Source organism: Enterobacter cloacae complex sp. 385G4, from assembly GCF_057320665.1.
In genome coordinates this window covers 1,332,703-1,359,561 of sequence record NZ_JBXWDD010000001.1, presented here as the reverse complement: position 1 = coordinate 1,359,561, position 26,859 = coordinate 1,332,703, and the positions used below count along the sequence as shown (strand labels likewise).

The following is a 26,859-nucleotide window of genomic DNA, read 5'->3' as shown; positions in this document are numbered from 1 at the left end:
ATTGTTTTGGTCTTCGGAATGGTCATTCATTATCCGTTGTGTATTTCAAGCGGCTGATATATTTCCAGAAGACCTTACTCAAGAGGGTGTCTATCCATAACACATTGTTTAGTCAGTGGATTGGTAACTGAAAGCCAAGGGCGGTAGCGTGCCTGAAAGCGTGTGAATCAGCCTCGATTATTCTGTCAATAGCCAATGGATGAATAAGCTTTTTTTAGGACTGATGCCAGTTATATTTCTATTTGATTAACTGCATGCTGAAACCCAATACGTCTCAGGCTTATTTAAATTGCACAGGATAATTACTCTGCCAAAGTGATAAATAATCAATGATGAAATCCAAAATGAAATTGATGCCATTATTGGTGTCTGTGACCTTGATGAGTGGTTGCACGGTCTTTCCCGGCAGCAATATGTCAACAATGGGTAAGGATGTGATCAAGCAACAGGATGCCGATTTTGATCTCGACAAAATGGTGAATGTTTATCCACTTACGCCACGTCTGGTCGAACAATTACGTCCACGTCCGAATGTTGCCCAGCCGAATATGTCTCTGGACCAGGAAATTGCCTCCTATCAGTATCGTGTAGGGCCGGGCGACGTGATCAACGTGACCGTCTGGGACCACCCTGAACTGACCACGCCAGCGGGCCAGTACCGTAGCTCAAGCGACACCGGGAACTGGGTACAGTCAGATGGCACCATGTTCTATCCGTACATTGGTAAAGTACATGTCGCCGGGAAAACGCTTGCCGAGATCCGTAGTGATATTACCGGCCGCTTAGCGCAGTACATCGCCGACCCGCAGGTGGACGTTAATATCGCCGCATTCCGCTCGCAAAAAGCCTATATCTCCGGTCAGGTGAACAAATCCGGCCAGCAGGCCATCACCAACGTTCCGCTCACCGTTCTGGACGCCATTAACGCCGCGGGCGGCTTAACTGACGGCGCCGACTGGCGCAACGTGGTGCTGACCCACAACGGCAAAGAGCAGCGCATTTCGCTGCAGGCGCTGATGCAAAACGGCGACCTGACCCAGAACCGCCTGCTCTATCCGGGCGATATTCTCTACGTACCGCGCAACGACGATCTGAAAGTCTTCGTGATGGGTGAAGTGAAGAAACAGAGCACCCTCAAAATGGACTTCAGCGGCATGACCCTGACCGAAGCGCTGGGCAATGCTGAAGGTATCGATCTGACCACCTCTAACGCGACCGGTATCTTCGTCATCCGTCCGCTGAAGGGTGAAGGCAGCGCGAAGGGCAAGATTGCCAACATCTACCAGCTGGATATGTCCGATGCGACGTCTCTGGTGATGGCGACGGAGTTCCGTCTCCAGCCATACGATGTGGTTTACGTCACCACCGCGCCGGTTGCCCGCTGGAACCGTCTGATCAACCAGTTGCTGCCAACCATCAGTGGCGTTCGCTACATGACGGATACGGCGCGCGACATTCATACCTGGTAATCCGCGATGTTTAACAAAATTCTGGTGGTATGCGTGGGGAACATTTGCCGTTCCCCCACGGCTGAACGGCTGTTGAAACAGTACCAGCCCGAGTTAACGGTCGAGTCCGCAGGGCTGGGCGCGCTGGTGGGCAAAGGTGCCGACGAGCGCGCCGCGAGCGTGGCCCGCGATCACAACCTCTCTCTTGACGGGCATATCGCCCGCCAGGTCACCGGCCGCATGTGCCGGGAGTATGACCTGATTCTGGCAATGGAAAAACGCCATATTCATGCGCTATGCGATATCGCTCCGGAGATGCGCGGCAAGGTGATGCTGTTTGGTCACTGGGACAACGAACGCGAAATCCCCGATCCGTATCGCAAGAGCCATGAAGCCTTCGAGGCGGTTTACACCTTACTTGACCAGTCTGCCCAACAGTGGGCGCAGGCACTGAAAGCTCAGCAGGGATAACAATGACAGAAAAAACAAGACCTTCTGCCGCCCCGACTTCGGGCAGTGATGAAATTGATATTGGTCGCCTGGTCGGCACGGTTATCGAGGCAAAGTGGTGGGTGCTTGGCATTACTGCCGTGTTTGCCGCAGCGGCCGTCGTGTATACGCTGTTCGCCACACCAATCTACAGCGCCGACGCGCTGGTGCAGATCGAGCAGAATACCGGCAACTCGCTGGTGCAGGATATCGGCTCCGCGCTGGCGAACAAACCGCCAGCATCCGACGCTGAAATTCAGCTGATCCAGTCGCGTCTGGTGCTGGGTAAAACGGTTCACGACCTCGGACTCGACATCTCCGTCACCAAAAATACGTTCCCGATCTTCGGTGCCGGCTGGGACCGTCTGATGGGGCGCAGCAATGACACCGTAAAGGTCACTGACTTTGTGCTGCCGAAAGGGGCGGGGGATCAAACCTTTACCCTGACGGTGCTGGGCCCGAAACAGTATCAGCTGACCAGCGATGCGGGCTTTAGCGCACGCGGCGAAGTGGGGCAGATGCTGAACAAAGACGGCGTTAGCATGATGGTTAGCGCGATCCACGCCCAGGAGGGCGGTGAATTCACCGTCACCAAATTCTCCACGCTGGGAATGATCAACAATCTGCAGAACAACCTGACCGTCACCGAAAACGGTAAGGACACCGGCGTGCTGAGCATGACCTTTACCGGTGAAGATAAAGATCAAATTCGCGACATCCTGAACAGCATTACCCGCAACTACCTTGAGCAGAACGTCGAGCGCAAGTCGGCGGAAGCGGCGAAAAGCCTGGCGTTCCTCGCTAAACAGCTCCCGGAAGTACGTGCCCGTCTGGATGATGCCGAGAACAAGCTGAACGCCTACCGTCAGGATAAAGACTCCGTCGACCTGCCGCTGGAGGCGAAATCGGTTCTCGACTCGATGGTGAATATTGATGCGCAGCTCAACGAGCTGACCTTCAAAGAGGCAGAGATTTCCAAGCTTTACACCAAACGCCACCCGGCCTACCGCACGCTGCTGGAGAAGCGCCGCACTCTCGAAGAGGAGAAGGCGAAGCTGAACGACCGCGTGACCGCGATGCCGAAAACGCAGCAGGAGATCGTGCGTCTTACCCGCGACGTTGAATCCGGACAGCAGGTTTACATGCAGCTGCTGAACAAACAGCAGGAGCTGAAAATCACCGAGGCCAGCACCGTGGGTGACGTGCGTATCGTCGACCCGGCCATTACCCAGCCTGGCGTGCTGAAACCGAAGAAAGCGCTGATTATTCTCGGCAGCATCATTCTTGGCCTGATGCTCTCTATCGTTGGCGTCCTGCTGCGCTCGCTGTTCAACCGCGGCATCGAAAGCCCGCAGGTGCTGGAAGAGAGTGGTATCAACGTCTATGCCAGCATTCCGCTGTCTGAGTGGCAAAAATCCCGTGACAGCGTCAAGACCATCAAGGGCGTTAAGCGTTACAAACAGAGCCAGCTGCTGGCCGTGGGTAACCCAACCGACCTGGCGATTGAAGCGATCCGCAGCCTGCGTACCAGTCTGCACTTCGCCATGATGCAGGCTAAAAACAACGTCCTGATGTTAACCGGCGTCAGCCCGTCAATCGGTAAGACCTTTGTCTGTGCCAACCTGGCGGCCGTGGTGAGCCAGACCAACAAGCGCGTGCTGCTGATCGACTGTGATATGCGTAAGGGTTATACCCACGAACTGCTGGGCACCAACAACGTGAACGGTCTGTCGGAAATCCTGCTGGGTCAGGGAGAGATTAGCCAGAGCGCCAAGCCGACCTCGATTCCGAGATTCGACCTGATCCCGCGTGGTCAGGTGCCGCCGAACCCGTCTGAACTGCTGATGAGCGAACGCTTCACCCAGCTGATTGAGTGGGCGAGCAAAAACTATGACCTGGTGCTGATCGATACGCCGCCAATTCTGGCCGTGACCGATGCTGCCGTGGTTGGCCGTCATGCGGGTACCACGCTGATGGTGGCGCGCTATGCGGTGAATACCCTGAAGGAAGTGGAAACCAGCCTGAGCCGCTTCGAGCAGAACGGCATTGAGGTGAAAGGGGTCATCCTGAACTCCATCTTCCGCCGCGCGACCGGGTACCAGGATTACGGCTATTACGAGTACGAATACAAGTCTGACAGCAAATAACAAAACACCCCCCCTCACCCTAACCCTCTCTCCTGAGGGGAGAGGGAACTGTCCGGTGCCGCCTTTCACCCTCTCCCCTCAGGAGAGAGGGCCGGGGTGAGGGGTAGGAGGAAAAGATGACCACACAACGCCCTTTAGTTTCTATCTATATGCCGACATGGAACCGTCAGCAGCTGGCGATCCGCGCTATTAAGTCGGTCTTGCGTCAGGATTACGATAACTGGGAACTGATCATCGTGGATGACTGTTCTTCCTCGTATGAACAGCTGCAAAAATTTGTCACCGAACTCAACGATCCGCGCGTGATGTACACCCATAACCCGATTAACTCCGGGGCGTGCGCGGTGCGTAATCAGGCGATTATGCAGGCCAAAGGGCAGTATCTGACCGGCATCGACGACGATGACGAATGGACGCCGAACCGCCTGTCCGTCTTCCTTTCGCATAAAGAGCAGCTGGTCACGCACGCTTTTCTGTATGCCAACGACTATGTCTGCCAGGGCGAGGTTTACTCGCAGCCCGCGAGCCTGCCGCTGTATCCGAAATCACCGTACTCTCGTCGCCTGTTCTACAAGCGCAACATTATCGGTAATCAGGTCTTTACCTGGGCGTGGCGCTTTAAGGAGTGCCTGTTCGATACCGAGCTGAAGGCCGCGCAGGATTACGACATCTTCTTGCGGATGGTGGTGGAGTACGGCGAGCCGTGGAAAGTGGAAGAGGCCACGCAGATCCTGCACATCAACCACGGGGAGATGCAGATCACCTCCTCACCGAAGAAGTTTTCAGGCTATTTCCATTTTTACCGCAAGCACAAGGACAAGTTTGACCGTGCCAGCCGCAAGTATCAGCTCTTTACCCTGTATCAGATCCGCAATAAGCGCATGAACTGGCGCACGCTGCTGACGCTGCTGTCGGTGCGTAACGGCAAGCGTCTGGCTGACGGGCTTCGGGGGAAATAATGTTTCTGGAAGATTGCCGCGCAAACAGCTGGAGCCTGCGCCCGTGCTGCATGGTTCTGGCGTACCGCATCGCGCACTTTTGCTCGGTGTGGCGCAAGAAAAACGTACTGAACAATATCTGGGCGGCACCGATTCTGGTGCTGTACCGCATCATCACCGAATGCTTTTTTGGCTATGAAATTCAGGCCGCTGCCACCATTGGCCGCCGCTTTACCATCCACCACGGCTATGCGGTCGTCATTAACAAGTTCGTGGTTGCGGGCGATGATTTCACCATTCGCCACGGGGTGACGATCGGCAACCGCGGGCCGGACAGCCTGGCCTGCCCGGTGATCGGCAATAACGTCGAGCTGGGCGCGAACGTGGTGATCATTGGCGACATTACGATTGGTAACAACGTGACGATCGGGGCGGGCAGCGTGGTGCTGGACAGCATCCCCGATAACGCGCTGGTGGTGGGAGAGAAAGCCCGCGTGAAGGTGATTAAATGAACATTCTGCAATTTAACGTACGCCTCGCAGAAGGCGGAGCGGCAGGCGTGGCGCTGGATCTGCACCAGCGAGCCCTGCAAAAAGGACTTCAGTCCCGATTTATTTACGGCTACGGCAAAGGCGGCAAGAAAAGCGTCAGCCATGATAACTTCCCGCAGGTGCACAAGCACACGCCGCGTCTGACCTCTGTTGCCAACATTGCGCTGTTCCGCCTGTTTAACCGCGATCTGTTTGGCAACCTGAACAGTCTTTATCGCACCGTGACCCGCACTACCGGCCCGGTTGTGCTGCATTTTCACGTCCTGCACAGCTACTGGCTGAATCTGGAAGAGGTGGTGGCGTTTTGTCAGAAGGTGCAGGCCCACAAGCCCGACACCCGCTTCGTCTGGACGCTGCACGATCACTGGAGCGTAACCGGACGCTGCGCGTTTACCGACGGCTGCGAAGGCTGGAAAGATAGCTGCCAGAAATGCCCGACGTTGAGCAACTATCCGCCGGTGAAGGTGGATCGCGCGCATCAGCTGGTAGACGGAAAGCGTCAGTTGTTCCGCGACATGCTTTCGCTAGGCTGCACGTTTATCTCCCCGAGCCAGCACGTGGCCGACGCCTTCAACAGCCTGTATGGGGCAGGGCGCTGTCAGATTATCAACAACGGTATCGACGTGGCGACGGAAGCCATCCTGGCCGAGCTGACGCCGGTGGCGGAAACCGCGGGCAAACCGAAAATTGCCATCGTTGCGCACGATCTGCGCTACGACGGCAAAACTAACCAGCAGTTGGTGCGCGACATGATGGCGCTCGGCGACAAAATTGAACTGCATACCTTTGGCAAATTCTCGCCGTTCGAAGGCGCTAACGTGGTGAATCACGGGTTTGAAACCGACAAGCGCAAGCTGATGAGCGCCCTGAATGGTATGGACGCGCTGGTGTTCAGCTCTCGCGTGGATAACTACCCCTTGATCCTCTGCGAGGCGCTCTCCATCGGCGTGCCGGTGATTGCTACCCACAGCGATGCGGCGCGCGAAGTGCTGGAAAAATCTGGCGGAAAAACCTTCGCCGCGCACGAGGTCCTGCCTCTGGTGCAACTGCCGAAGGCGCAGATCGCCGAGGCCGTTTTTGGCACTGACCTGGAATCGTTCCGCAACCGCAGCCGCAAGGCCTACAGTGGACAACAGATGCTGGAGGAGTATGTCTCGTTCTATCAGAATCTGTAGTTATCTGCTGCTGCCGCTGATCTACCTGCTGGTCAACGTCAAAATTGCCCAGCTCGGCGAAAGCTTCCCGATAACCATCGTGACTTTTTTGCCCGTTCTGCTTCTGCTGTATGTCGATAAAATCAACCTGAAGAAGCTGATGATTGCCCTGGGGCTGGGCACGGGCCTGACGCTGTTTAACTACATCTTTGGCCAGTCGCTGGATGCCAGTAAATACGTCACTTCAACCATGCTGTTTGTTTATATCGTTATTATTATTGGCATGGTCTGGAGTATTCGCTTCAAAACTATTTCACCGCACAATTATCGGAAAATCCTCAGGTTCTTTTATATTGCCGTTGCGTTAATTGTTGTGCTTGCCGCACTGGAAATGGCGCAGATTATTTTGACCGGTGGCAGCAGCCTGATGGAGATAATTTCGAAATATCTCATTTACAGTAACAGCTATGTACTGAACTTCATTAAGTTTGGTGGTAAGCGTACAACGGCGCTCTATTTTGAACCGGCGTTTTTCGCTCTGGCGTTAATCTCAATTTGGCTCAGCATCAAACAGTTTGGTATCAAAACGCCTAAGACCGATGCTATGATTCTTGCAGGAATCGTTCTGTCTGGATCGTTCTCAGGGGTAATGACATTTATCCTGTTTTACCTGCTGGAGTGGGCGTTCCAGTACCTGAACAAAGATGCGATTAAGAAAAAACTGCCGCTGGCGATAATCTCTCTGACGGTATTTTTAGTGGGCGTCATATTCGCGTTTCCGTACATTTCAGAACGTCTGGGTGATTTGGGAACGGAAGGGTCATCGTCCTATTATCGCATCATTGGTCCGCTGGTGATGGTGGGTTATTCCTTAACCCATATCGATGGTGTAGTAAGATTCGGCTCACTTTACGAATATGTTGCATCATTCGGAATCTTTAACGGTGCGGATGTCGGTAAAACCATAGACAATGGTCTGTATCTGTTAATTATTTATTTTTCGTGGTTCGCCGTACTGTTGACGCTGTGGTATCTGTTTAAAGTTTTCAAAATGATGATCAACGCGTTTGGTGATAACCAGAACTTCCGCGTGCAGCTTTATCTTTTTACGCCGGTGTCGCTGTTTTTTACCGGGTCAATATTTAGCCCGGAATATGCTTTCTTGATTGTCTGTCCGTTTATTTTGCGTAAGGCGCTTAATATTACGAACGTATGACGAAATGAGGTGATTTATGTTTCTTAGCGTCATTACTGTCGCTTTTCGTAATTACGAAGGGGTGGTAAAAACCTGGCGCTCGCTGCGCAACCTGGCGCGCGATCCAAGCCTCACCTTTGAGTGGATCGTGGTCGACGGCGGCTCGAACGATGGCACGGCGGAGTTTCTGGAAAAACTCAACGGTGAGTTCAACTTACGCTACATCAGCGAGAAAGATAAAGGCATCTACGATGCGATGAACAAGGGCATTTCTATGGCCCAGGGCCGTTATGCCATCTTCCTCAACTCCGGCGATATTTTCCACGACGACGTGGCGCTGTTTGCTCGTCAGCTGGCGCGCCAGAAAGAGGATGCCATGTATATTGGCGATGCGCTGCTCGATTTTGGCGACGGGCATAAAGTCTGCCGCAGCGCCAAGCCAGGCTGGTATATCTACCACAGCCTGCCGGCCAGCCATCAGGCTATTTTCTTCCCGGTAAACGGTCTGAAAAAACAGCCTTACGATTTGCAGTACAAGGTGTCATCCGATTATGCGCTGGCCGCCAGCCTGTATAAATCAGGTTACCCGTTCCGTCGAATTAAAGGGCTGGTGTCTGAATTTTCGATGGGCGGCGTGTCAACGTCTAATAATCTGGAATTATGCCAGGATGCAAAAAAGGTGCAGCGTCAAATATTACGCGTGCCGGGATTCTGGGCGGAATTGTCTTATTTATTACGCCTGCGTACGACAGGTAAAACGAAAACCTTATATAACAAAGCCTGAATATAAGGAAAAGCAATGCAGGATTTAAAAGGTTTCTCCGTGCCGAAAGGTTTTCGGGGCGGGAACGGTATTAAGGTACAGCTATGGTGGGCGGTTCAGGCAACCTTATTTGCCTGGTCGCCGCAAATACTGTACCGCTGGCGAGCCTTTTTATTGCGCCTGTTTGGCGCAAAAATCGGAAAAAACGTAGTTATTCGACCTTCGGTAAAGATTACCTACCCCTGGAAATTAACCCTCGGGGATTACGCCTGGGTAGGGGATGACGCGGTGTTATATACCCTGGGCGAGATTACGATTGGCGCAAATTCGGTGGTTTCACAGAAGTGTTATTTGTGCACCGGCAGCCACGACTTTATGAGCCAGCATTTTGATATTACCGCTTCGCCTATTGTGATCGGTGAAAAGTGCTGGCTGGCAACGGATGTTTTTGTTGCACCAGGTATTTCTGTTGGCGATGGCACGGTAGTCGGTGCCCGCAGCAGCGTTTTTAAATCGCTACCGGCAAATAAAGTTTGCCGTGGCAACCCCGCAGTGGTGATACGCGAACGCGTTGAAACTGATTAAATTCATAAGTAGAGGAATATAAACATGTCTAAAGTCGCTCTCATCACCGGCGTTACCGGGCAGGATGGTTCTTACCTGGCAGAACTGCTGCTGGAGAAAGGGTATGAAGTGCACGGTATTAAACGTCGTGCGTCTTCTTTCAACACCGAACGTGTGGATCACATCTATCAGGATCCTCACGCGGCAAACCCGAAATTCCACCTGCACTACGGCGACCTGACCGATACCTCCAACCTGACCCGTATCCTGCAGGAAGTACAGCCGGATGAAGTGTACAACCTGGGGGCGATGAGCCACGTAGCGGTCTCCTTCGAGTCCCCGGAATACACCGCTGACGTTGACGCCATGGGTACCCTGCGTCTGCTGGAAGCGATTCGCTTCCTCGGTCTTGAGAAGAAAACCCGCTTCTACCAGGCATCTACCTCCGAGCTGTACGGCCTGGTGCAGGAAATTCCACAGAAAGAGACCACGCCGTTCTACCCGCGTTCCCCGTACGCTGTGGCGAAACTGTACGCCTACTGGATCACCGTGAACTACCGTGAATCCTACGGTATGTACGCCTGTAACGGCATTCTGTTCAACCACGAATCCCCGCGCCGCGGCGAAACCTTCGTGACCCGTAAAATCACCCGCGCGATCGCCAACATTGCTCAGGGTCTGGAATCTTGCCTGCACCTCGGCAACATGGACTCCCTGCGTGACTGGGGCCATGCCAAAGACTACGTGAAAATGCAGTGGATGATGCTGCAGCAGGAACAGCCAGAAGACTTCGTTATCGCGACCGGCGTGCAGTACTCCGTGCGTCAGTTCGTTGAGATGGCTGCGGCGCAGCTGGGCATCAAGCTGCGCTTCGAAGGCACCGGCGTGGAAGAGAAGGGTATCGTTGTATCCGTGACCGGCCACGACGCGCCGGGCGTGAAGCCAGGCGACGTGATTGTCCAGGTTGACCCGCGCTACTTCCGTCCTGCTGAAGTGGAAACCCTGCTGGGCGACCCAACCAAAGCGCACGAGAAGCTGGGCTGGAAACCAGAAACCACTCTGCAGGAGATGGTTTCCGAGATGGTGGCCAAAGATCTTGAAGCAGCGAAAAAACACTCCCTGCTCAAGTCTCATGGCTACGAGGTTGCCATCGCGCTGGAGTCCTGAGAATGACAAAACAACGTATTTTTGTCGCCGGTCATCGCGGAATGGTGGGTTCCGCGATTGTCCGCCAGCTGGAACAGCGCGGTGACGTAGAGGTGATTGTCCGCACCCGTGACGAGCTGAACCTGCTCGACAGCCGTGCGGTACAGGACTTCTTTGCCAACGAACGCATTGACCAGGTGTATCTGGCGGCGGCGAAGGTGGGCGGCATTGTCGCTAATAACACCTACCCGGCGGATTTCATCTACGAGAACATGATGATCGAGAGCAACATCATTCACGCGGCGCATCTGCACAACGTGAACAAGCTGCTGTTCCTCGGTTCATCCTGTATCTACCCGAAGATGGCGAAGCAGCCGATTGCCGAGAGCGAACTGTTGCAGGGCACGCTTGAAGCCACTAACGAGCCGTATGCAATTGCCAAAATTGCCGGGATCAAGCTGTGCGAGTCCTACAACCGTCAGTACAACCGCGACTATCGCTCGGTGATGCCGACTAACCTGTACGGACCGCACGACAACTTCCACCCGAGCAACTCGCACGTGATCCCGGCGCTGCTGCGTCGCTTCCACGAGGCGACTGCCGAAAACGCCCCGGACGTGGTGGTGTGGGGCAGCGGGACGCCAATGCGCGAGTTCCTGCACGTGGACGACATGGCGGCAGCCAGCATTCACGTGATGGAGCTGGATCGCGAGGTGTGGCAGGAAAACACCGAGCCGATGCTGTCGCACATTAACGTGGGCACCGGCGTGGACTGCACCATCCGCGAGCTGGCGCAGACCATCGCGCAGGTGGTGGGCTACAAGGGCCGCGTGGTGTTTGACGCGACCAAACCGGACGGCACGCCGCGCAAGCTGCTGGACGTGACCCGTCTGCATCAGCTGGGCTGGTATCACGAGGTTTCACTGGAGCAGGGGCTGGCCAGCACCTACCAGTGGTTCCTGGAAAACCAGCACCGCTTCCGGGGGTAATGATGTTTTTAAGTCAGGAAGATTTTGCCACGGTAGTGCGTTCCACTCCGCTCATCTCGATTGATTTGATCGTGGAGAACGAACGCGGCGAGTTCTTGCTGGGGAAACGAACCAATCGTCCTGCACAGGGCTTCTGGTTCGTGCCCGGCGGGCGCGTGCAGAAGGATGAGACGCTGGTTGATGCGTTTGAGCGTCTCACTCTGGCGGAGCTGGGCCTGCAGCTGCCGATGGCAGCGAGCCAGTTTTACGGGGTCTGGCAGCACTTCTATGACGATAACTTTTCGGGCACCGGGTTCTCCACGCACTACATCGTGCTGGGGTTCCGCCTGAAGGTGAGTGAGGCAGACCTGCGTCTGCCTGATTCTCAGCATGACGATTACCGCTGGCTAACGCCAGAGGCGCTGCTGGCAAGCGACAACGTCCATGACAACAGTCGGGCGTACTTCCTCGCGGAACGTCAGGCCGAGGTGCCAGGACTATGAAAATCCTCGTCTACGGAATTAACTACTCGCCGGAATTAACCGGTATCGGGAAATACACCGGCGAGATGGTGGAGTGGATGGCGAGCCAGGGACATGACGTGCGGGTGATTACTGCCCCGCCGTACTACCCGGAGTGGAAGGTAGGCGAACGCTATTCCAGCTGGCGCTATCGCCGTGAAGAGGGGGCCGCGACCGTCTGGCGCTGCCCGCTCTACGTGCCGAAACAGCCCTCGACGCTGAAACGTTTAATTCATCTGGGCAGCTTTGCCCTCAGCAGTTTCTTCCCGCTGATGGCGCAGCGTCGCTGGAAGCCGGATCGCATTATCGGCGTGGTGCCGACGCTGTTCTGCACGCCGGGCATGCGCCTGCTGGGAAAACTCTCCGGCGCGCGCACCCTGCTGCACATTCAGGATTATGAAGTGGACGCCATGCTCGGTCTGGGTATGGCCGGGAAAGGCAAGGGCGGCAAGGTGGCGAAGCTCGCCAGCGCCTTTGAGCGCAGCGGCCTGCATAACGTGGATTACGTCTCAACGATCTCGCGCTCGATGATGAACAAAGCGCAGGAGAAGGGCGTCCCGGCGGAGAAGGTGATCTTCTTCCCGAACTGGTCCGAAGTGGCGCGTTTTCGCGACGTGACGGAGCAAGAGGCTCAGGCGCTGCGCGCCCGGCTCGGTTTGCCTGAAGACCAAAAAATCATTCTTTACTCAGGCAACATCGGTGAAAAGCAGGGGCTGGAGAGCGTTATTGAAGCGGCCCAGCTGCTGATCGAACAGCCGTGGACGTTTGTGATTGTCGGACAGGGCGGGGGAAAAGCGCGGCTGGAGAAGATGGCCAGTGAACGCGGCCTGACCAACGTGAAGTTTTTCCCGCTGCAATCGTACGACGCGCTGCCCGCGCTGCTGAAAATGGCGGATTGCCATCTGGTCGTGCAAAAACGCGGCGCGGCGGATGCGGTGCTGCCGTCCAAGCTGACCAACATTCTGGCAGTGGGCGGTAACGCGGTGATTACGGCGGAAGCCGAAACAGAATTAGGCCAGCTGTGTGGCAGCTATCCGGGAATTGCCGTGTGCGTGGAGCCGGAATCGGTCCCGGCGCTGGTCACCGGCATTGAACAGGCACTCGCCATGCCAAAAGTGAACACGGTGGCACGTGAATATGCCGAACGCACGCTCGAGAAAGAGAACGTGCTGAGCCAATTTATTGCAGATATACGGGGATAAATCATGAGTCAAACCACTTTGTATCCGGTTGTGATGGCTGGTGGCTCTGGTAGCCGGTTGTGGCCGCTGTCCCGCGTGCTCTATCCAAAACAGTTCCTCTGCCTGAAAGGGGATCTCACCATGCTGCAGACGACGGTAAACCGTCTGCACGGCGTGGAGTGTGAAAGCCCGGTGGTGATTTGTAACGAACAGCACCGCTTTATCGTTGCCGAGCAGCTGCGCCAGCTGAACAAGCTCACGGAAAACATCATCCTGGAGCCTGCCGGACGTAATACCGCGCCCGCGATCGCCCTGGCGGCGCTGGCGGCAAAACGCAGCAGTCCTGACTGTGACCCGCTGATGCTGGTCCTGGCGGCAGATCACGTTATCCAGCAGGAAGACGCATTCCGCGACGCGGTGCGTGCCGCGATCCCTTACGCCGAGAGCGGCAAGCTGGTGACCTTCGGCATCGTGCCGGATCTGCCGGAAACCGGCTACGGCTACATCCGTCGCGGCAGCGTAACGCCGGGTGAAGGCGACAGCGTGGCGTTTGACGTGGCGCAGTTTGTCGAAAAACCGAATCTCGAAACCGCCCAGGCCTATGTCGCCAGCGGTGAATATTACTGGAACAGCGGGATGTTCCTGTTCCGCGCCGGACGCTATCTCGAAGAGCTGCGCAAATACCGCCCGGATATTCTGAACGCCTGCGAAAAAGCGATGGCGGTGGTGGACCCGGATCTCGACTTTATCCGCGTGGATGAAGAGGCGTTCCTCGCCTGCCCGGAAGAGTCTATCGACTACGCCGTGATGGAACGCACGGCTGACGCGGTGGTGGTACCGATGGATGCAGGCTGGAGCGACGTTGGCTCCTGGTCCTCCCTGTGGGAGATCAGCGCCCATACCCCGGAGGGTAACGTCCATCACGGCGATGTGATTAGCCACAAAACCGAAAACAGCTACGTTTACGCCGAGTCTGGCCTCGTCACCACCGTCGGGGTGAAGGATCTGGTGGTTGTCCAGACCAAAGACGCGGTGCTGATTGCCGACCGTAACGCCGTGCAGGACGTTAAAAAAGTGGTTGAGAAGATCAAGGCCGATGGCCGTCACGAACACCACATTCACCGTGAAGTGTACCGTCCGTGGGGCAAATATGACTCCATCGACGCGGGCGACCGCTATCAGGTGAAGCGCATCACCGTGAAGCCGGGCGAGGGGCTGTCGGTGCAGATGCACCATCACCGCGCTGAACACTGGGTGGTGGTGGCGGGTACGGCCAAAGTGACCATTGACGGCGAAGTGAAGCTGCTGGGTGAAAACGAGTCCATTTATATTCCGCTGGGCGCCACGCACTGTCTGGAAAACCCGGGAAAAATTCCTCTCGATTTAATTGAGGTGCGCTCCGGCTCGTATCTGGAAGAGGACGATATTGTGCGCTTCCAGGATCGCTACGGGCGCGTGTAGCACGCCGCATCATGCCCGGCGGCGCTGCGCCTGCCGGGCCTACGAATGACAAAAATAAATTTGGCCATTAAGTGGTCAGGGCCAACTGTTGCCTGAAAAAGGGGTCATCATGGAAAAATTAACCTGTTTTAAAGCCTACGATATTCGCGGCAAGCTGGGCGAAGAGCTGAATGAAGACATCGCGTGGCGCATCGGTCGCGCGTACGGCGAATATTTAAAACCTAAGACCATCGTGCTGGGCGGCGACGTGCGTCTGACCAGTGAATCCCTGAAGCTGGCGCTGGCAAAAGGGCTGCAGGACGCGGGCGTGGACGTGCTGGACATCGGCCTGTCCGGTACCGAAGAGATCTATTTTGCCACCTTCCACCTTGGCGTGGACGGCGGTATCGAAGTGACGGCCAGCCACAACCCGATGGACTACAACGGCATGAAGCTGGTGCGCAAGGGCGCGCGCCCGATTAGCGGCGACACCGGTCTGCGCGACGTGCAGCGCCTTGCGGAAGCCAACGACTTCCCGCCGGTGAACGACGCGAAGCGCGGCAGCTACAAGCAGATTAACCTGCAGAAAGAGTACATCGACCACCTGCTGGGCTACATCAACGTGGCGAACCTCAAGCCGCTGAAGCTGGTCATCAACTCCGGTAACGGCGCGGCAGGCCCGGTTGTCGATGCGCTGGAAGCCCGCTTTAAGGCGCTGAACGTGCCGGTGACCTTCGTCAAGGTACACAACACGCCGGACGGTAACTTCCCGAACGGTATTCCTAACCCGCTGCTGCCGGAGTGCCGCGACGACACCCTTAACGCGGTGATTGAGCACGGTGCCGATATGGGCATCGCCTTCGACGGCGACTTCGACCGCTGCTTCCTGTTCGACGAGAAAGGGCAGTTTATCGAAGGCTACTACATCGTTGGCCTGCTGGCGGAAGCGTTCCTGGAGAAAAACCCGGGCGCGAAGATCATTCACGATCCGCGTCTTTCCTGGAACACCGTCGACGTGGTGAAGGCCGCGGGCGGCGAGCCGGTGATGTCCAAAACCGGTCACGCGTTTATTAAAGAGCGCATGCGCGAAGAAGACGCCATCTACGGCGGCGAGATGAGCGCGCACCACTATTTCCGTGATTTTGCCTACTGCGACAGCGGGATGATCCCGTGGCTGCTGGTGACCGAGCTGCTGTGCCTGAAAGGACAGAGCTTGGGCGAGCTGGTGCGCGACCGCATGGCGGCATTCCCGGCGAGCGGGGAGATCAACAGCAAGCTGGCGCAGCCGGCCGAGGCGATTGCCCGCGTTGAACAGCACTTTGCCATTCACGCGCTGGAGATTGACCGTACGGACGGCATCAGCATGGCGTTCCCGCAGTGGCGCTTTAACCTGCGTTCGTCCAACACCGAGCCGGTGGTGCGCCTGAACGTGGAATCCCGCGCTGATACGGCGCTGATGGAAGCCCGAACGAAGGACATTCTGGCGCTGTTGAATCAGTAACAATTGCCCCTCCCGGCGGGAGGGGGAACCGAATACAGGAACAACGATGACGAATCTAAAAAAACGCGAACGAGCGAGAACGAATGCATCGTTAATCTCTATGGTGCAGCGTTTTTCTGATATCACCATCATGGTCGGTGGATTGTGGGCGGTGTGTCGGATCAGCGGGCTGCCGTTCTTATATATGCATCTTCTGATGGCCCTGATTGCGCTGGTTGTGTTTCAGATGATCGGCGGGATGACCGATTTCTACCGCTCGTGGCGCGGCGTGAAAATGACCACCGAACTGATGCTGCTGCTGCAGAACTGGACCCTGAGCCTGATCTTCAGCGCCGGTCTGGTGGCGTTCAGCCATGATTTTGACAACCGCTTCGTGACCTATCTCTGCTGGTACCTGTTAACCAGCGTCGGCATGGTCGTGTGCCGCTCCCTGATCCGCTTTGGCGCGGGCTGGCTGCGTAACCGCGGCTATAACCGTCGTTTCGTCGCCGTAGCGGGTGATTTACCGGTCGGGAGAGTGCTGCTCGACAGCTTCCGCAAAGAGCCGTGGTTAGGGTTTGAAGTGGTGGGGATTTACCACGACGCGAAGCCGGGCGGCGTGCCTGCGGACTGGGCGGGCAATTACGCGCAGCTGATTGAAGACGCGAAGGCCGGAAAAATTCATAACGTCTATATCGCCATGCAGATGAAAGACGAAACCCGCATCAAGCAGCTGATGCGCGAGCTGGCGGACACCACCTGCTCGGTGATCCTGATTCCGGACGTCTTTACCTTCAACATTCTGCACTCCCGCATTGAAGAGGTGAATGGCGTACCGGTGGTACCGCTGTATGACACGCCGCTGTCGGGTATTAACCGCGTGCTCAAGCGCGTGGAAGATATCGTACTCTCTTCCCTGATTTTACTGCTCATTTCCCCGGTGCTGTGCTGCATCGCTCTGGCGGTGAAGCTGAGCTCTCCCGGCCCGGTTATCTTCCGTCAGACCCGCTACGGCATGGACGGTAAACCGATCATGGTGTGGAAATTCCGCTCCATGAAGGTGATGGAGAACGACAAGGTGGTGACCCAGGCGACGCAGAACGATCCGCGCGTCACCCGCGTGGGGAACTTCCTGCGCCGCACTTCGCTTGACGAGCTGCCGCAGTTCATCAACGTCTTTACCGGCGGCATGTCGATTGTTGGCCCGCGTCCGCACGCGGTGGCGCATAACGAGCAGTACCGTTCGCTGATTGAAGGCTACATGCTGCGCCATAAGGTGAAGCCGGGCATCACCGGCTGGGCGCAGATCAACGGCTGGCGCGGCGAGACCGACACGCTGGAAAAAATGGAAAAACGCATCGAGTTCGATCTGGAGTACATCCGCGAGTGGAGCCTCTGGTTCGATATCAAGATTGTTTTTCTGACCATCTTCAAAGGTTTCGTGAACAAAGCGGCGTACTAAGATGAGCTTACGTGAAAAAACCATCAGCGGCGCCAAGTGGTCAGCGATGGCGACCATCGTCATCATTGGCCTCGGCCTGGTGCAGATGACGGTGCTGGCGCGCATTATCGATAACCACCAGTTCGGCCTGCTGACCGTCTCGCTGGTGATTATCGCGCTGGCCGACACGCTGTCTGACTTTGGTATCGCCAACTCCATTATCCAGCGCAAAGAGATCAGCCATCTTGAGCTGACCACGCTCTACTGGCTGAACGTGGGGCTGGGCATTTTCGTCTTTGTGCTGGTGTTCCTGCTGAGCGACACCATCGCCAGCGTACTGCACAACCCGGATCTCGCCCCGCTGATGCGCACGCTATCGTTTGCCTTTGTGGTGATCCCGCACGGGCAGCAGTTCCGCGCGCTGATGCAAAAAGAGCTGGAGTTCAACAAGATCGGCATGATCGAGACCAGCGCCGTGCTGGCGGGCTTTACCTTTACCGTGGTGAGCGCCCATTTCTGGCCGCTGGCGATGACCGCCATCCTCGGTTACCTGGTTAACTCTGCCGTGCGTACGCTGCTGTTCGGCTACTTTGGCCGCAAGATTTACCGTCCGGGGCTGCATTTCTCTCTCGCGTCCGTCTCGTCCAACCTGCGCTTTGGCGCGTGGCTGACGGCGGACAGCATTATTAACTATGTGAATACCAACCTCTCGACGCTGGTGCTGGCGCGCATCCTGGGCGCGAGCGTGGCGGGGGGCTACAACCTGGCCTATAACGTTGCGGTTGTTCCTCCTATGAAGCTGAACCCCATTATCACCCGCGTGCTGTTCCCGGCGTTCGCCAAGATTCAGGACGACACCGAGAAGCTGCGCGTCAACTTCTACAAGCTGCTTTCCGTGGTGGGGATTATCAACTTCCCGGTGCTGCTGGGGCTGATGGTGGTTTCCAGCAATTTCGTGCCGCTGGTGTTTGGCGAGAAGTGGAACGGCATTATCCCGATCCTGCAGCTGCTGTGCGTGGTGGGGCTGCTGCGCTCCGTGGGCAATCCGATTGGTTCTCTGCTGATGGCGAAGGCGCGCGTGGATATCAGCTTTAAGTTCAACGTGTTCAAAACTTTCCTGTTTATTCCGGCGATTATCATCGGCGGGCATATGGCGGGCGCCATCGGCGTCACGCTGGGCTTCCTGCTGGTGCAGATCGTTAATACCGTTCTGAGCTACTTCATCATGATCAAACCGGTGCTGGGCTCCAGCTACCGTCAGTACATCCTGAGCCTGTGGCTGCCGTTCTATCTCTCATTGCCGACCCTGGCGGTGAGCTACGGTCTGGGCATTATCCTCAGCGGGCATCTGCCGCTGGCCGCGCTGCTGGCGGTGCAGGTTGCCGCGGGCGCGCTGGCGTTTGGCGTGATGATTGTGCTGTCGCGCAACGCGCTGGTGGTAGAGATGAAGCGCCAGTTTTGCCGTAACGAAAAAATGAAAACGCTGCTTCGCGCAGGCTAGTTCTTTAAGAGGCCATTATGAAATTATTAATTCTTGGCAACCATACCTGCGGCAACCGTGGCGACAGCGCCATCCTGCGCGGTTTACTGGATGCAATTAACACCCTTAAGCCTGAGACTGAAGTGGACGTGATGAGCCGTTATCCGGTCAGCTCATCCTGGTTACTGAACCGCCCGGTGATGGGCGACCCGCTCTACAGCCAGATGAAACAGCACAACAACGCCGCGGGCGTGATGGGGCGCGTGAAGAAAGTGCTGCGCCGTCGCTACCAGCATCAGGTGCTGCTTTCCCGCGTCACCGACACCGGCAGGCTGCGCAACATCGCGATCGCGCAGGGATTTACGGACTTCGTGCGTCTGCTTTCCGGCTATGACGCCATTATTCAGGTCGGCGGCTCGTTCTTCGTCGATCTCTACGGCGTGCCGCAGTTTGAGCATGCGCTGTGCACGTTCATGGCGAAAAAGCCGCTGTTTATGATCGGCCACAGCGTCGGGCCGTTCCAGGATCCGCAGTTTAACCAACAGGCAAATTATGTGTTTGGCCACTGCGACGCGCTGATCCTGCGCGAATCGGTCAGCCTCGACATGATGAAGCGTAGCGAAATTGACACCTCTAAAGTAGAACACGGCGTGGATACCGCCTGGCTGGTGGATCACCAGGACGATAACTTCCAGCCGAGTTACGCGGTGCAGCACTGGCTCGACGTGACGGCGAAACAGAAGACCGTCGCGATTACCCTGCGTGAACTCGCCCCGTTCGATAAGCGTCTTGGCACCACCCAGGCAGCCTATGAGAAAGCGTTCGCCGACGTGGTGAATCGCGTGCTGGACAGCGGTTACCAGGTGCTGGCGCTCTCAACCTGTACCGGCATCGACAGCTACAATAAAGATGACCGCATGGTAGCGCTGAACCTGCGCAATCTGGTGAACGACCCGTCCCGCTACCACGTGGTGATGGACGAGCTGAACGACCTGGAGATGGGCAAACTGCTCGCAGCCTGCGACCTGACCGTGGGCACCCGTCTGCACTCGGCGATTATCTCCATGAACTTTGGCACGCCGGCCATCGCCATTAACTATGAGCACAAGTCCGCCGGGATTATGCAGCAGCTTGGCATGCCGGAGATGGCCGTGGATATTCGTCATCTGCTGGACGGATCGCTCGGTGCAATGGTGGGGGACACCCTGGGTCAACTGCCCGCGATCAATGAACGCCTGGCGGTGGCGGTGAAAGCCGAGCGCGAGAAGGGCATTGACATGGTGAAATCGGTGCTTGAACGCGTGCGGGAGGGGAAATGAAGGTTGGTTTCTTCTTACTGAAATTTCCGCTGTCGTCTGAGACCTTTGTACTGAACCAAATTACCGCGTTTATCGATATGGGATATGACGTGGAGATCGTCGCCCTGCAAAAGGGCGACATCAAAAATACCCATGCGGCGTATACCCATTATGGGCTGGAGGCGAAGACCCGCTGGCTGCAGGACGAACCGGCCGGGAAGCTGAGCAAACTACGCTACCGGGCCAGCCAGACGTTACGCGGGATCCACCGCGCGTCGACGTGGCGCGCGCTGAACGTTTCCCGCTATGGATCGGAATCTCGCAATTTAATTCTGTCGGCCATCTGCGGGCAAACGGCGCAGCCGTATCGTGCCGACGTGTTTATCGCCCACTTTGGCCCGGCGGGGGTCACCGCCGCGAAACTGCGTGAGCTTGGCGTAATTGACGGCAAAATTGCGACCATCTTCCACGGTATCGATATTTCCAGCCGCGAGGTGCTGAACCACTACACGCCGGAGTATCAGCAGCTGTTCAGGCGCGGCGACATAATGCTGCCTATCAGCGACCTGTGGGCCGGACGCCTGAAAAACATGGGCTGCCCGGGAGAGAAAATTGCCGTGTCGCGTATGGGCGTGGATTTAACGCGCTTCACTCGCCGCCCGGTTAAGGTGCCGGGAAAACCGCTGCAGATCATCTCCGTAGCCCGTCTGACCGAGAAGAAAGGTCTGCACGTGGCCATCGAAGCCTGCCGACAGCTGAAGGCACGCGGGGTGGCGTTCCACTATCGCATTCTCGGCATTGGCCCGTGGGAACGTCGTCTGCGCACGCTTATCGAACAGTATCAGCTGGACGATGTCGTGGAGATGCCGGGCTTCAAGCCGAGCCATGAGGTTAAAGCCATGCTCGATGAGGCTGACGTGTTCCTGCTGCCTTCGGTAACGGGCGCCGATGGCGATATGGAAGGCATTCCGGTGGCGCTGATGGAGGCGATGGCCGTTGGGATCCCGGTGGTATCGACGCTGCACAGCGGGATCCCGGAGCTGATCAAATCTGATCATTCCGGCTGGCTGGTGCCGGAGAATAACGCGATGGCTCTTGCAGATCGATTGGCTGCCTTTAGCGACATCGACCAGCAGGCGCTGGAGCCTGTGCTCCAGAATGCCCGACAAAAAGTTGAAACCGATTTTAACCAGCAGGTAATCAATCGCCAGTTAGCGAGCCTGCTGCAAACGCTGTAACGCCGAGGTTGTATGCTGAAAAAGATTACCCGACGCACCTTTGTCTCTTCTCTGTCTGTTCTGGCGGCCTCGCCGCTGCTGTCGTCCCGCATGGCGCGGGCGGCAAGCGGAAAGACGGTCTCCATTAATCAGTACAATAACAACGACTGGATCGCCGCTTTTAAGCAGGCGTTTAAGGACGGTGACACCGTCGTTGTCCCGGCCGGACTTACCTGCGAAAACATCAATACGGGCATTTTCATTCCCGACGGTAAAACGCTGCTGATCCGCGGAGCGTTGACCGGCAACGGACGTGGGCGTTTTGTGCTGCAGGAAGGCTGCAAAGTGATCGGTGAAGGCAGCGGGCGCACGGAGAACATCACGCTCGATGTTCGCGGCTCGGACTGCGCGATCAAAGGGCTGGCAATGAGCGGATTTGGGCCGGTGACGCAGATTTACATTGGCGGCAAGAAACCTCGCGTGATGCGCAATCTGGTGATTGATAACATCAGCGTGAGCCAGGCTAACTACGCCATCCTGCGTCAGGGCTTTCACAATCAGGTTGATGGCGCCCGGATCACCAACAGCAAATTCAGCCATCTGCAGGGCGATGCGATCGAGTGGAACGTTGCCATCAATGACCGCAATATCCTGATCTCCGATCATGTGATCGATAACATCAACTGCACCAACGGCAAGATCAACTGGGGCATCGGCATCGGCCTTGCCGGCAGCACCTACGATAACGACTACCCGGAAAAGCAAACCGTGAAGAACTTCGTGGTGGCAAATATCACCGGCAGCAACTGTCGCCAGCTGGTGCACGTTGAGAACGGCAAACACTTTGTTATCCGCAATATAAAGGCCAAAAATATTACCCCCGATTTCAGTAAAAAGGCGGGTATAGACAACGCAACGGTCGCCATTTATGGCTGTGATAATTTCATTATTGATAATGTCGACATGGTCAACAGTGCCGGAATGTTAATCGGCTATGGCGTAATTAAAGGCGATTATTTGTCCATCCCGCAGAACTTCAAGCTCAACAATATCCACCTGGATAATCGCCAACTTGCGTATAAGCTGCGCGGAATTCAAATTTCATCCGGTAATGCGACCTCCTTTGTAGCGATCACCAACGTGGAGATGAAGCGGGCGACGCTTGAGCTGCACAATAAGCCGCAGCATCTTTTCTTACGTAATATCAACGTGATGCAGGAGGCAGCTATTGGCCCCGCGCTGAAGATCAACTTCGACCTGCGTAAAGATGTACGGGGTAAATTTATGGCCAAAGACGAAACCTTGCTGTCGCTGGCGAACATTAAAGCGGTGAATGAGAAGGGGCAGAGTTCGGTGGATATTGACCGGGTGGATCAGCAGGTAGTGAATGTGGAAAGGCTGAATTTTGCGCTTCCGCACAGATAATCGACAACTTTCTTTTTTGAGACTATTCCTGGCACAGAAGTGTGATCTATTCAGATTACAACTACAGAAATTCGTGGGGCTAAGGCGTAACATTGTCAGAGGATTACGGCAAATCATGCTGGCGAAAACAGGTTTAAGAGCTATAATTCGTCAACCATTTTAAGGTGGAAGAAATAATGATTAATTTGAAAGCAGTCATTCCGGTAGCAGGCCTGGGCATGCATATGCTGCCCGCCACTAAAGCCATTCCTAAAGAGATGCTGCCGATCGTCGACAAACCGATGATTCAATACATCGTCGACGAGATTGTTGCTGCGGGGATCAAAGAAATCGTCCTGGTTACCCATTCGTCCAAGAATGCGGTTGAGAACCACTTCGACACCTCTTACGAACTCGAAGCGCTGCTTGAGCAGCGCGTCAAACGCCAGCTGCTGGCAGAAGTGCAGTCTATCTGTCCGCCAGGCGTAACCATTATGAACGTGCGTCAGGCACAGCCGCTGGGTCTGGGTCACTCGATTTTGTGTGCCCGTCCGGTAGTGGGTGATAACCCATTCATCGTTGTTCTTCCGGACATCATCATCGATACCGCTTCAGCCGATCCGCTGCGTTACAACCTGGCGGCAATGGTGGCGCGTTTCAATGAAACCGGCCGTAGCCAGGTGCTGGCGAAACGCATGAAGGGCGATCTTTCTGAGTACTCCGTTATCCAGACAAAAGAAGCGCTGGAGACGGAAGGGCAGGTGAGCCGCATCGTTGAGTTCATCGAAAAACCCGATCAGCCGCAGACGCTGGATTCGGATCTGATGGCGGTTGGCCGTTATGTTCTGAATGCCGATATCTGGGCGGAGCTGGAAAAAACTGAGCCAGGCGCCTGGGATCGTATCCAGTTGACCGATGCAATTGCAGCACTGGCGAAAAAACAGTCCGTTGACGCAATGCTGATGACAGGTGACAGCTACGACTGTGGTAAGAAGCTGGGATACATGCAGGCGTTTGTGAACTATGGGCTGCGCAACCTGAAGGAAGGGGCGAAGTTCAGAAGCCGGATTGAGAAGCTGTTGGCTAACGACTGATATTCCTTCCGCGTCCAGAACAAACGGCAGTTATCATTTTTGGTGTTGAGACATAACCAAAATGATAACTGCCGTTTTTTGTTATTAATTTTAATGATTACATAGGGTTATCTGATTCAAATCTCAGCAGCTTTGTAGCGATTTGTGCTTGTTTCTCTGGTCGTTTAGGACGACAATTAACGCCTGTTATTGTCTGTATCCAGACAAGCAAAATCATTAATCAAACATCGCTCAGTGCACTGGTAGCTGTTAAGCCAGGGGCGGTAGCGTGCCTGGCATTTACAATTGAATTTTAAACGAACAGTTGTGAACGAGACAGTTTCACGCAAATCTGCACTACGTGCGGGCGTAAATATCAGATTGAGCGGATAGGGGATGTCAATGAAAGTAATGGTGACGGGCGGGACCGGGTTTCTTGGAACTGCTTTAGTCCAGGCGTTGAAGTCATCAGGACACGAGGTGATATTAACAACGCGCAAGCAGGAGAACCCTGAACAGGGCATTTACAACCTGGGTGATATCTCAGCCAATACCAACTGGTTAAATCTCCTGCAAGGATGCGACACTGTCATTCATACCGCAGGAAGGGCGCATATCCTTAATGATGATGCTCAGGACGCTTTAGCGGAATTTCGCCGTGTCAATCACGACGCAACGATGAAATTAGCGAGCGATGCTGCGACCAGCGGAGTTAAACATTTTATCTTTGTAAGCTCAATCGGCGTTAACGGTAATGCCACCTCAGGGATCCCATTTACTGAGGCCTCGGAGCCACAACCCACTTCTGATTACGCCATTTCTAAGCGAGAAGCCGAGCAGAGTCTGCTTAATCAATTTGCAGAAAGCGATATGGCGATCACCATTGTTCGCCCGGCATTGATTTGTGGTGAAAATGCACCGGGTAATATACAGCGCCTTTTAAAACTGGTTTCTAAAAACCTACCGTTGCCATTTAAAAATGTCAGGAACAAGCGAGCGCTGGTATCTCTGGATAATGTCGTCAGTTTCATCAGCGAATGCGTGGTAAATGAGAAATCCAAAAATCAACTCTATTTACTCGCCGATGCAGAACGTCCTTCAACCGAAGATATGATTAATGCCTTTGCCTCAGGAATGGGCATTAAAGCGAAACTGGTCTCATTTCCAACGGGTATCTTCAGGTTATTGCTTTCTTCAGTTGGTAAACGAGGTATTTACGATCAGCTGTTTGGCGATCTGGAAGTCGATGCCTCTAAATCCCGGAAACATTTAAACTGGACGCCCCCGATAACCCTTTTTGAAACGATGAAAAAAACGGCGAAATATTATATCGAAGGTAATAAATAATGATGAGTTTTGGGATTGTGATATTCGCTTTTTTAGTATCATGCGCGCTGACCTGGGGGCTACGTGGTTATGCCATTAAGCATAACGTTATTGACCGTCCAAACCAGCGAAGTTCGCATTCGGTACCAACCCCACGAGGGGGCGGAGTGGCTATCGTTCTGACGCTCCTGGCGGCGTTAGTCTGGTTTTATTTCAGCCGCGCGCTGACGCTGGATAGCTTCCTGGGTTTATTTATTCCAGGATTGATTGTTGCCATCATCGGTTTCCTTGACGATCACGGCCATATCGCGGCACGCTGGCGTCTGTTGATGCATTTCCTTGCGGCAGCAATCGGCATCTATTTCTTAGGTTCTTTCCCTGTCATTACGCTGTTTGGTTATGACGTTTCCTTATCCTGGGTTGGTATGATTCTGGGCTGCGTTTATCTGGTCTGGATGCTTAACTTATATAATTTTATGGATGGGATTAATGGCTTAGCTAGCTCGGAGGCCATCACCTTTGCTGCATGTAGTGCGGTATTGATGGCTATCAACCCGTATACAGACGCGCCAGGCTCTCTTTATCCTCTCACGCTTGCCCTTATTGGTGCCGGAGCTGGCTTTCTTGTCTGGAACTTCCCGGTCGCGAAAATCTTCATGGGCGATGCCGGAAGTGGTTTTCTTGGTATAACAATCGGACTGATGATCCTGCATATTGCGAAAGTTGACTCGCACTTCTTTATTGCAGAATTATGCTTGCTGGGCATATTTATCGTCGATGCCACGACAACGCTATTGAGGAGGCTCGTAGCAGGTAAAAAGGTCTATGAAGCACATGCCAGCCATGGCTACCAAATCCTAGCAAGAAAATATGGCAGCCACGTTCCGGTGACATCATTGGCAATTGCCGTCAATCTGCTGTGGCTTTTCCCCTTCGCCTTTTTTATTGCCTCAGGCAAAATTGATGGTGTTGTGGGGCTGCTCATCGCCTGGTTCCCGCTTCTCGTTGTTGCACTGAAATGTGGGGCAGGAGTTAAAGACAAAGAGAGCAACGTCAATGCATGACTTATTGATTTTGGGCGCGGGTGGTCATGGCCGTACGCTGTACGAGACAGCGAGACTGCTGGGATATAAGGATATCGTTTTCCTCGACGATAATACCTCTGCCTGCCAGGAAATTAATCAGCTCATTATTGGAAAAATTTCCGAACTACAGTTACATATTGGTAAGGTCAGTCATGTCGCTATTGGCATCGGAAACAATAAAGTCAGAGAGCAGCTCTATCAGCAACTGCTCGGCTTAGGTATTCATCCTGTAACGCTTATACATCCCTTTGCATTTGTCAGTCCATCGGCGACCCTTGCTGAGGGAACTGTTGTGTTAGCGGGAGCTGTAGTGGGTGCCAACGCAAAATTAGGTTTGGCGACGATTGTGAATAGCCACTCGACAATAGATCACGATGCCATTCTTGGTGATTTCGCTCATTTAGGTGTTGGTGTCCATCTTGCGGGCAGCGCTGTGATTGGGAAAGCAGCGTTTCTCCAGGCGGGGACAGTGGGCGGTTATAATACTAAAGTAGACGATTACTCAGTGTGTCCTGCTGGTACTATTTTATAAACTGAATGCAAGCTTTAG

24 protein-coding genes are annotated in these 26,859 nt (G+C 54.9%); all 24 read left to right on the top strand.

The annotated features are described in order from the left end of the window. Positions 1-329 precede the first annotated feature (329 nt). On the top strand, positions 330-1,469 hold the full coding sequence (locus AC2FAJ_RS06720; RefSeq protein WP_014170829.1) for a polysaccharide export protein: 1,140 nt from the start codon (positions 330-332) through the stop codon (positions 1,467-1,469). 6 nt (positions 1,470-1,475) lie between these two features. After that, positions 1,476-1,919, top strand: a complete 444-nt coding sequence (gene wzb, locus AC2FAJ_RS06715) for a low molecular weight protein-tyrosine-phosphatase Wzb (RefSeq protein ID WP_041909108.1) — start codon at positions 1,476-1,478, stop codon at positions 1,917-1,919. A gap of 2 nt (positions 1,920-1,921) precedes the next feature. Further along, a complete protein-coding gene (gene wzc / locus AC2FAJ_RS06710; RefSeq protein ID WP_041909110.1) occupies positions 1,922-4,084 on the top strand; it encodes a tyrosine-protein kinase Wzc in 2,163 nt (720 codons plus the stop codon). 116 nt (positions 4,085-4,200) lie between these two features. Continuing rightward, positions 4,201-5,043: a colanic acid biosynthesis glycosyltransferase WcaA gene (gene wcaA, locus AC2FAJ_RS06705; RefSeq protein WP_028013800.1), complete on the top strand. Its 843-nt coding sequence runs from the start codon at positions 4,201-4,203 to the stop codon at positions 5,041-5,043. After that, the gene (gene wcaB, locus AC2FAJ_RS06700; RefSeq protein ID WP_041909112.1) at positions 5,043-5,534 is read left to right on the top strand and encodes a colanic acid biosynthesis acetyltransferase WcaB; all 492 of its coding nucleotides are present in this window, start codon (positions 5,043-5,045) and stop codon (positions 5,532-5,534) included. The genes wcaA and wcaB overlap by 1 nt, the downstream gene beginning before the upstream one ends. Next, positions 5,531-6,748, top strand: coding sequence for a colanic acid biosynthesis glycosyltransferase WcaC (gene wcaC, locus AC2FAJ_RS06695; protein WP_041909114.1), 1,218 nt, complete (start codon positions 5,531-5,533; stop codon positions 6,746-6,748). The genes wcaB and wcaC overlap by 4 nt, the downstream gene beginning before the upstream one ends. Beyond that, positions 6,723-7,943 (top strand): colanic acid polymerase WcaD, encoded by a 1,221-nt coding sequence (wcaD, locus tag AC2FAJ_RS06690; RefSeq protein ID WP_028013797.1) that lies wholly within the window; start codon positions 6,723-6,725, stop codon positions 7,941-7,943. Before wcaC ends, wcaD begins: the two co-directional genes overlap by 26 nt. 16 nt (positions 7,944-7,959) lie before the next feature. After that, the gene (wcaE, locus tag AC2FAJ_RS06685; RefSeq protein ID WP_041909116.1) at positions 7,960-8,706 is read left to right on the top strand and encodes a colanic acid biosynthesis glycosyltransferase WcaE; all 747 of its coding nucleotides are present in this window, start codon (positions 7,960-7,962) and stop codon (positions 8,704-8,706) included. 15 nt (positions 8,707-8,721) lie between these two features. Beyond that, the gene (gene wcaF / locus AC2FAJ_RS06680; protein WP_041909117.1) at positions 8,722-9,270 is read left to right on the top strand and encodes a colanic acid biosynthesis acetyltransferase WcaF; all 549 of its coding nucleotides are present in this window, start codon (positions 8,722-8,724) and stop codon (positions 9,268-9,270) included. A 24-nt stretch (positions 9,271-9,294) separates the two neighbouring features. After that, entirely contained in the window at positions 9,295-10,416 is a 1,122-nt protein-coding gene (gene gmd, locus AC2FAJ_RS06675) for a GDP-mannose 4,6-dehydratase (protein ID WP_003863514.1), read from the top strand. Positions 10,417-10,418: 2 nt separating this feature from the next. Continuing rightward, entirely contained in the window at positions 10,419-11,384 is a 966-nt protein-coding gene (gene fcl, locus AC2FAJ_RS06670; RefSeq protein ID WP_024908102.1) for a GDP-L-fucose synthase, read from the top strand. Between the two features lie 2 nt (positions 11,385-11,386). Further along, entirely contained in the window at positions 11,387-11,866 is a 480-nt protein-coding gene (locus AC2FAJ_RS06665; RefSeq protein WP_072201675.1) for a GDP-mannose mannosyl hydrolase, read from the top strand. Further along, complete coding sequence (gene wcaI / locus AC2FAJ_RS06660; protein ID WP_045260413.1) at positions 11,863-13,086, top strand: colanic acid biosynthesis fucosyltransferase WcaI; 1,224 nt, start codon at positions 11,863-11,865, stop codon at positions 13,084-13,086. The genes AC2FAJ_RS06665 and wcaI overlap by 4 nt, the downstream gene beginning before the upstream one ends. Positions 13,087-13,089: 3 nt before the next feature. After that, positions 13,090-14,526, top strand: coding sequence for a mannose-1-phosphate guanyltransferase (gene cpsB, locus AC2FAJ_RS06655; RefSeq protein ID WP_028013792.1), 1,437 nt, complete (start codon positions 13,090-13,092; stop codon positions 14,524-14,526). A gap of 109 nt (positions 14,527-14,635) precedes the next feature. After that, positions 14,636-16,006, top strand: a complete 1,371-nt coding sequence (gene cpsG / locus AC2FAJ_RS06650) for a colanic acid biosynthesis phosphomannomutase CpsG (protein WP_485453947.1) — start codon at positions 14,636-14,638, stop codon at positions 16,004-16,006. Positions 16,007-16,052: 46 nt separating this feature from the next. Beyond that, positions 16,053-17,447 carry an undecaprenyl-phosphate glucose phosphotransferase gene (wcaJ, locus tag AC2FAJ_RS06645; RefSeq protein WP_041909129.1) on the top strand — a complete coding sequence of 465 codons (1,395 nt, stop codon included), beginning with the start codon at positions 16,053-16,055 and terminating at the stop codon, positions 17,445-17,447. A gap of 1 nt (position 17,448) precedes the next feature. Continuing rightward, the gene (gene wzxC, locus AC2FAJ_RS06640; RefSeq protein WP_041909130.1) at positions 17,449-18,927 is read left to right on the top strand and encodes a colanic acid undecaprenyl disphosphate flippase WzxC; all 1,479 of its coding nucleotides are present in this window, start codon (positions 17,449-17,451) and stop codon (positions 18,925-18,927) included. A 17-nt stretch (positions 18,928-18,944) separates the two neighbouring features. Beyond that, on the top strand, positions 18,945-20,225 hold the full coding sequence (gene wcaK, locus AC2FAJ_RS06635; RefSeq protein WP_485453946.1) for a colanic acid biosynthesis pyruvyl transferase WcaK: 1,281 nt from the start codon (positions 18,945-18,947) through the stop codon (positions 20,223-20,225). Continuing rightward, positions 20,222-21,442: a colanic acid biosynthesis glycosyltransferase WcaL gene (wcaL, locus tag AC2FAJ_RS06630; RefSeq protein ID WP_485453945.1), complete on the top strand. Its 1,221-nt coding sequence runs from the start codon at positions 20,222-20,224 to the stop codon at positions 21,440-21,442. The genes wcaK and wcaL overlap by 4 nt, the downstream gene beginning before the upstream one ends. A gap of 12 nt (positions 21,443-21,454) precedes the next feature. Beyond that, on the top strand, positions 21,455-22,846 hold the full coding sequence (gene wcaM, locus AC2FAJ_RS06625) for a colanic acid biosynthesis protein WcaM (protein WP_041909137.1): 1,392 nt from the start codon (positions 21,455-21,457) through the stop codon (positions 22,844-22,846). Between the two features lie 176 nt (positions 22,847-23,022). Further along, the gene (galF, locus tag AC2FAJ_RS06620) at positions 23,023-23,919 is read left to right on the top strand and encodes a GalU regulator GalF (RefSeq protein WP_041909139.1); all 897 of its coding nucleotides are present in this window, start codon (positions 23,023-23,025) and stop codon (positions 23,917-23,919) included. Positions 23,920-24,294: 375 nt separating this feature from the next. Further along, positions 24,295-25,245, top strand: coding sequence for an NAD-dependent epimerase/dehydratase family protein (locus tag AC2FAJ_RS06615; protein ID WP_080351060.1), 951 nt, complete (start codon positions 24,295-24,297; stop codon positions 25,243-25,245). Next, complete coding sequence (locus AC2FAJ_RS06610) at positions 25,245-26,288, top strand: MraY family glycosyltransferase (RefSeq protein WP_041909140.1); 1,044 nt, start codon at positions 25,245-25,247, stop codon at positions 26,286-26,288. The genes AC2FAJ_RS06615 and AC2FAJ_RS06610 overlap by 1 nt, the downstream gene beginning before the upstream one ends. Next, the gene (locus tag AC2FAJ_RS06605; RefSeq protein ID WP_022648623.1) at positions 26,281-26,841 is read left to right on the top strand and encodes a PglD-related sugar-binding protein; all 561 of its coding nucleotides are present in this window, start codon (positions 26,281-26,283) and stop codon (positions 26,839-26,841) included. The genes AC2FAJ_RS06610 and AC2FAJ_RS06605 overlap by 8 nt, the downstream gene beginning before the upstream one ends. Positions 26,842-26,859 lie beyond the last annotated feature (18 nt).

Coding starts and splice junctions, on each gene's coding strand:
- AC2FAJ_RS06665 (WP_072201675.1), top strand. CDS start 11,387: ATGTTTTTAAGTCAGGAAGATTTTGCCACGGTAGTGCGTTCCACTCCG.
- cpsB (WP_028013792.1), top strand. CDS start 13,090: ATGAGTCAAACCACTTTGTATCCGGTTGTGATGGCTGGTGGCTCTGGT.
- AC2FAJ_RS06605 (WP_022648623.1), top strand. CDS start 26,281: ATGCATGACTTATTGATTTTGGGCGCGGGTGGTCATGGCCGTACGCTG.
- AC2FAJ_RS06615 (WP_080351060.1), top strand. CDS start 24,295: ATGTCAATGAAAGTAATGGTGACGGGCGGGACCGGGTTTCTTGGAACT.
- wcaK (WP_485453946.1), top strand. CDS start 18,945: ATGAAATTATTAATTCTTGGCAACCATACCTGCGGCAACCGTGGCGAC.
- galF (WP_041909139.1), top strand. CDS start 23,023: ATGATTAATTTGAAAGCAGTCATTCCGGTAGCAGGCCTGGGCATGCAT.
- wcaC (WP_041909114.1), top strand. CDS start 5,531: ATGAACATTCTGCAATTTAACGTACGCCTCGCAGAAGGCGGAGCGGCA.
- wcaE (WP_041909116.1), top strand. CDS start 7,960: ATGTTTCTTAGCGTCATTACTGTCGCTTTTCGTAATTACGAAGGGGTG.
- wcaB (WP_041909112.1), top strand. CDS start 5,043: ATGTTTCTGGAAGATTGCCGCGCAAACAGCTGGAGCCTGCGCCCGTGC.
- wcaF (WP_041909117.1), top strand. CDS start 8,722: ATGCAGGATTTAAAAGGTTTCTCCGTGCCGAAAGGTTTTCGGGGCGGG.
- gmd (WP_003863514.1), top strand. CDS start 9,295: ATGTCTAAAGTCGCTCTCATCACCGGCGTTACCGGGCAGGATGGTTCT.
- wzc (WP_041909110.1), top strand. CDS start 1,922: ATGACAGAAAAAACAAGACCTTCTGCCGCCCCGACTTCGGGCAGTGAT.
- cpsG (WP_485453947.1), top strand. CDS start 14,636: ATGGAAAAATTAACCTGTTTTAAAGCCTACGATATTCGCGGCAAGCTG.
- wcaJ (WP_041909129.1), top strand. CDS start 16,053: ATGACGAATCTAAAAAAACGCGAACGAGCGAGAACGAATGCATCGTTA.
- wcaD (WP_028013797.1), top strand. CDS start 6,723: ATGTCTCGTTCTATCAGAATCTGTAGTTATCTGCTGCTGCCGCTGATC.
- AC2FAJ_RS06610 (WP_041909140.1), top strand. CDS start 25,245: ATGATGAGTTTTGGGATTGTGATATTCGCTTTTTTAGTATCATGCGCG.
- wcaM (WP_041909137.1), top strand. CDS start 21,455: ATGCTGAAAAAGATTACCCGACGCACCTTTGTCTCTTCTCTGTCTGTT.
- wcaA (WP_028013800.1), top strand. CDS start 4,201: ATGACCACACAACGCCCTTTAGTTTCTATCTATATGCCGACATGGAAC.
- wcaI (WP_045260413.1), top strand. CDS start 11,863: ATGAAAATCCTCGTCTACGGAATTAACTACTCGCCGGAATTAACCGGT.
- wzb (WP_041909108.1), top strand. CDS start 1,476: ATGTTTAACAAAATTCTGGTGGTATGCGTGGGGAACATTTGCCGTTCC.
- fcl (WP_024908102.1), top strand. CDS start 10,419: ATGACAAAACAACGTATTTTTGTCGCCGGTCATCGCGGAATGGTGGGT.
- AC2FAJ_RS06720 (WP_014170829.1), top strand. CDS start 330: ATGATGAAATCCAAAATGAAATTGATGCCATTATTGGTGTCTGTGACC.
- wcaL (WP_485453945.1), top strand. CDS start 20,222: ATGAAGGTTGGTTTCTTCTTACTGAAATTTCCGCTGTCGTCTGAGACC.
- wzxC (WP_041909130.1), top strand. CDS start 17,449: ATGAGCTTACGTGAAAAAACCATCAGCGGCGCCAAGTGGTCAGCGATG.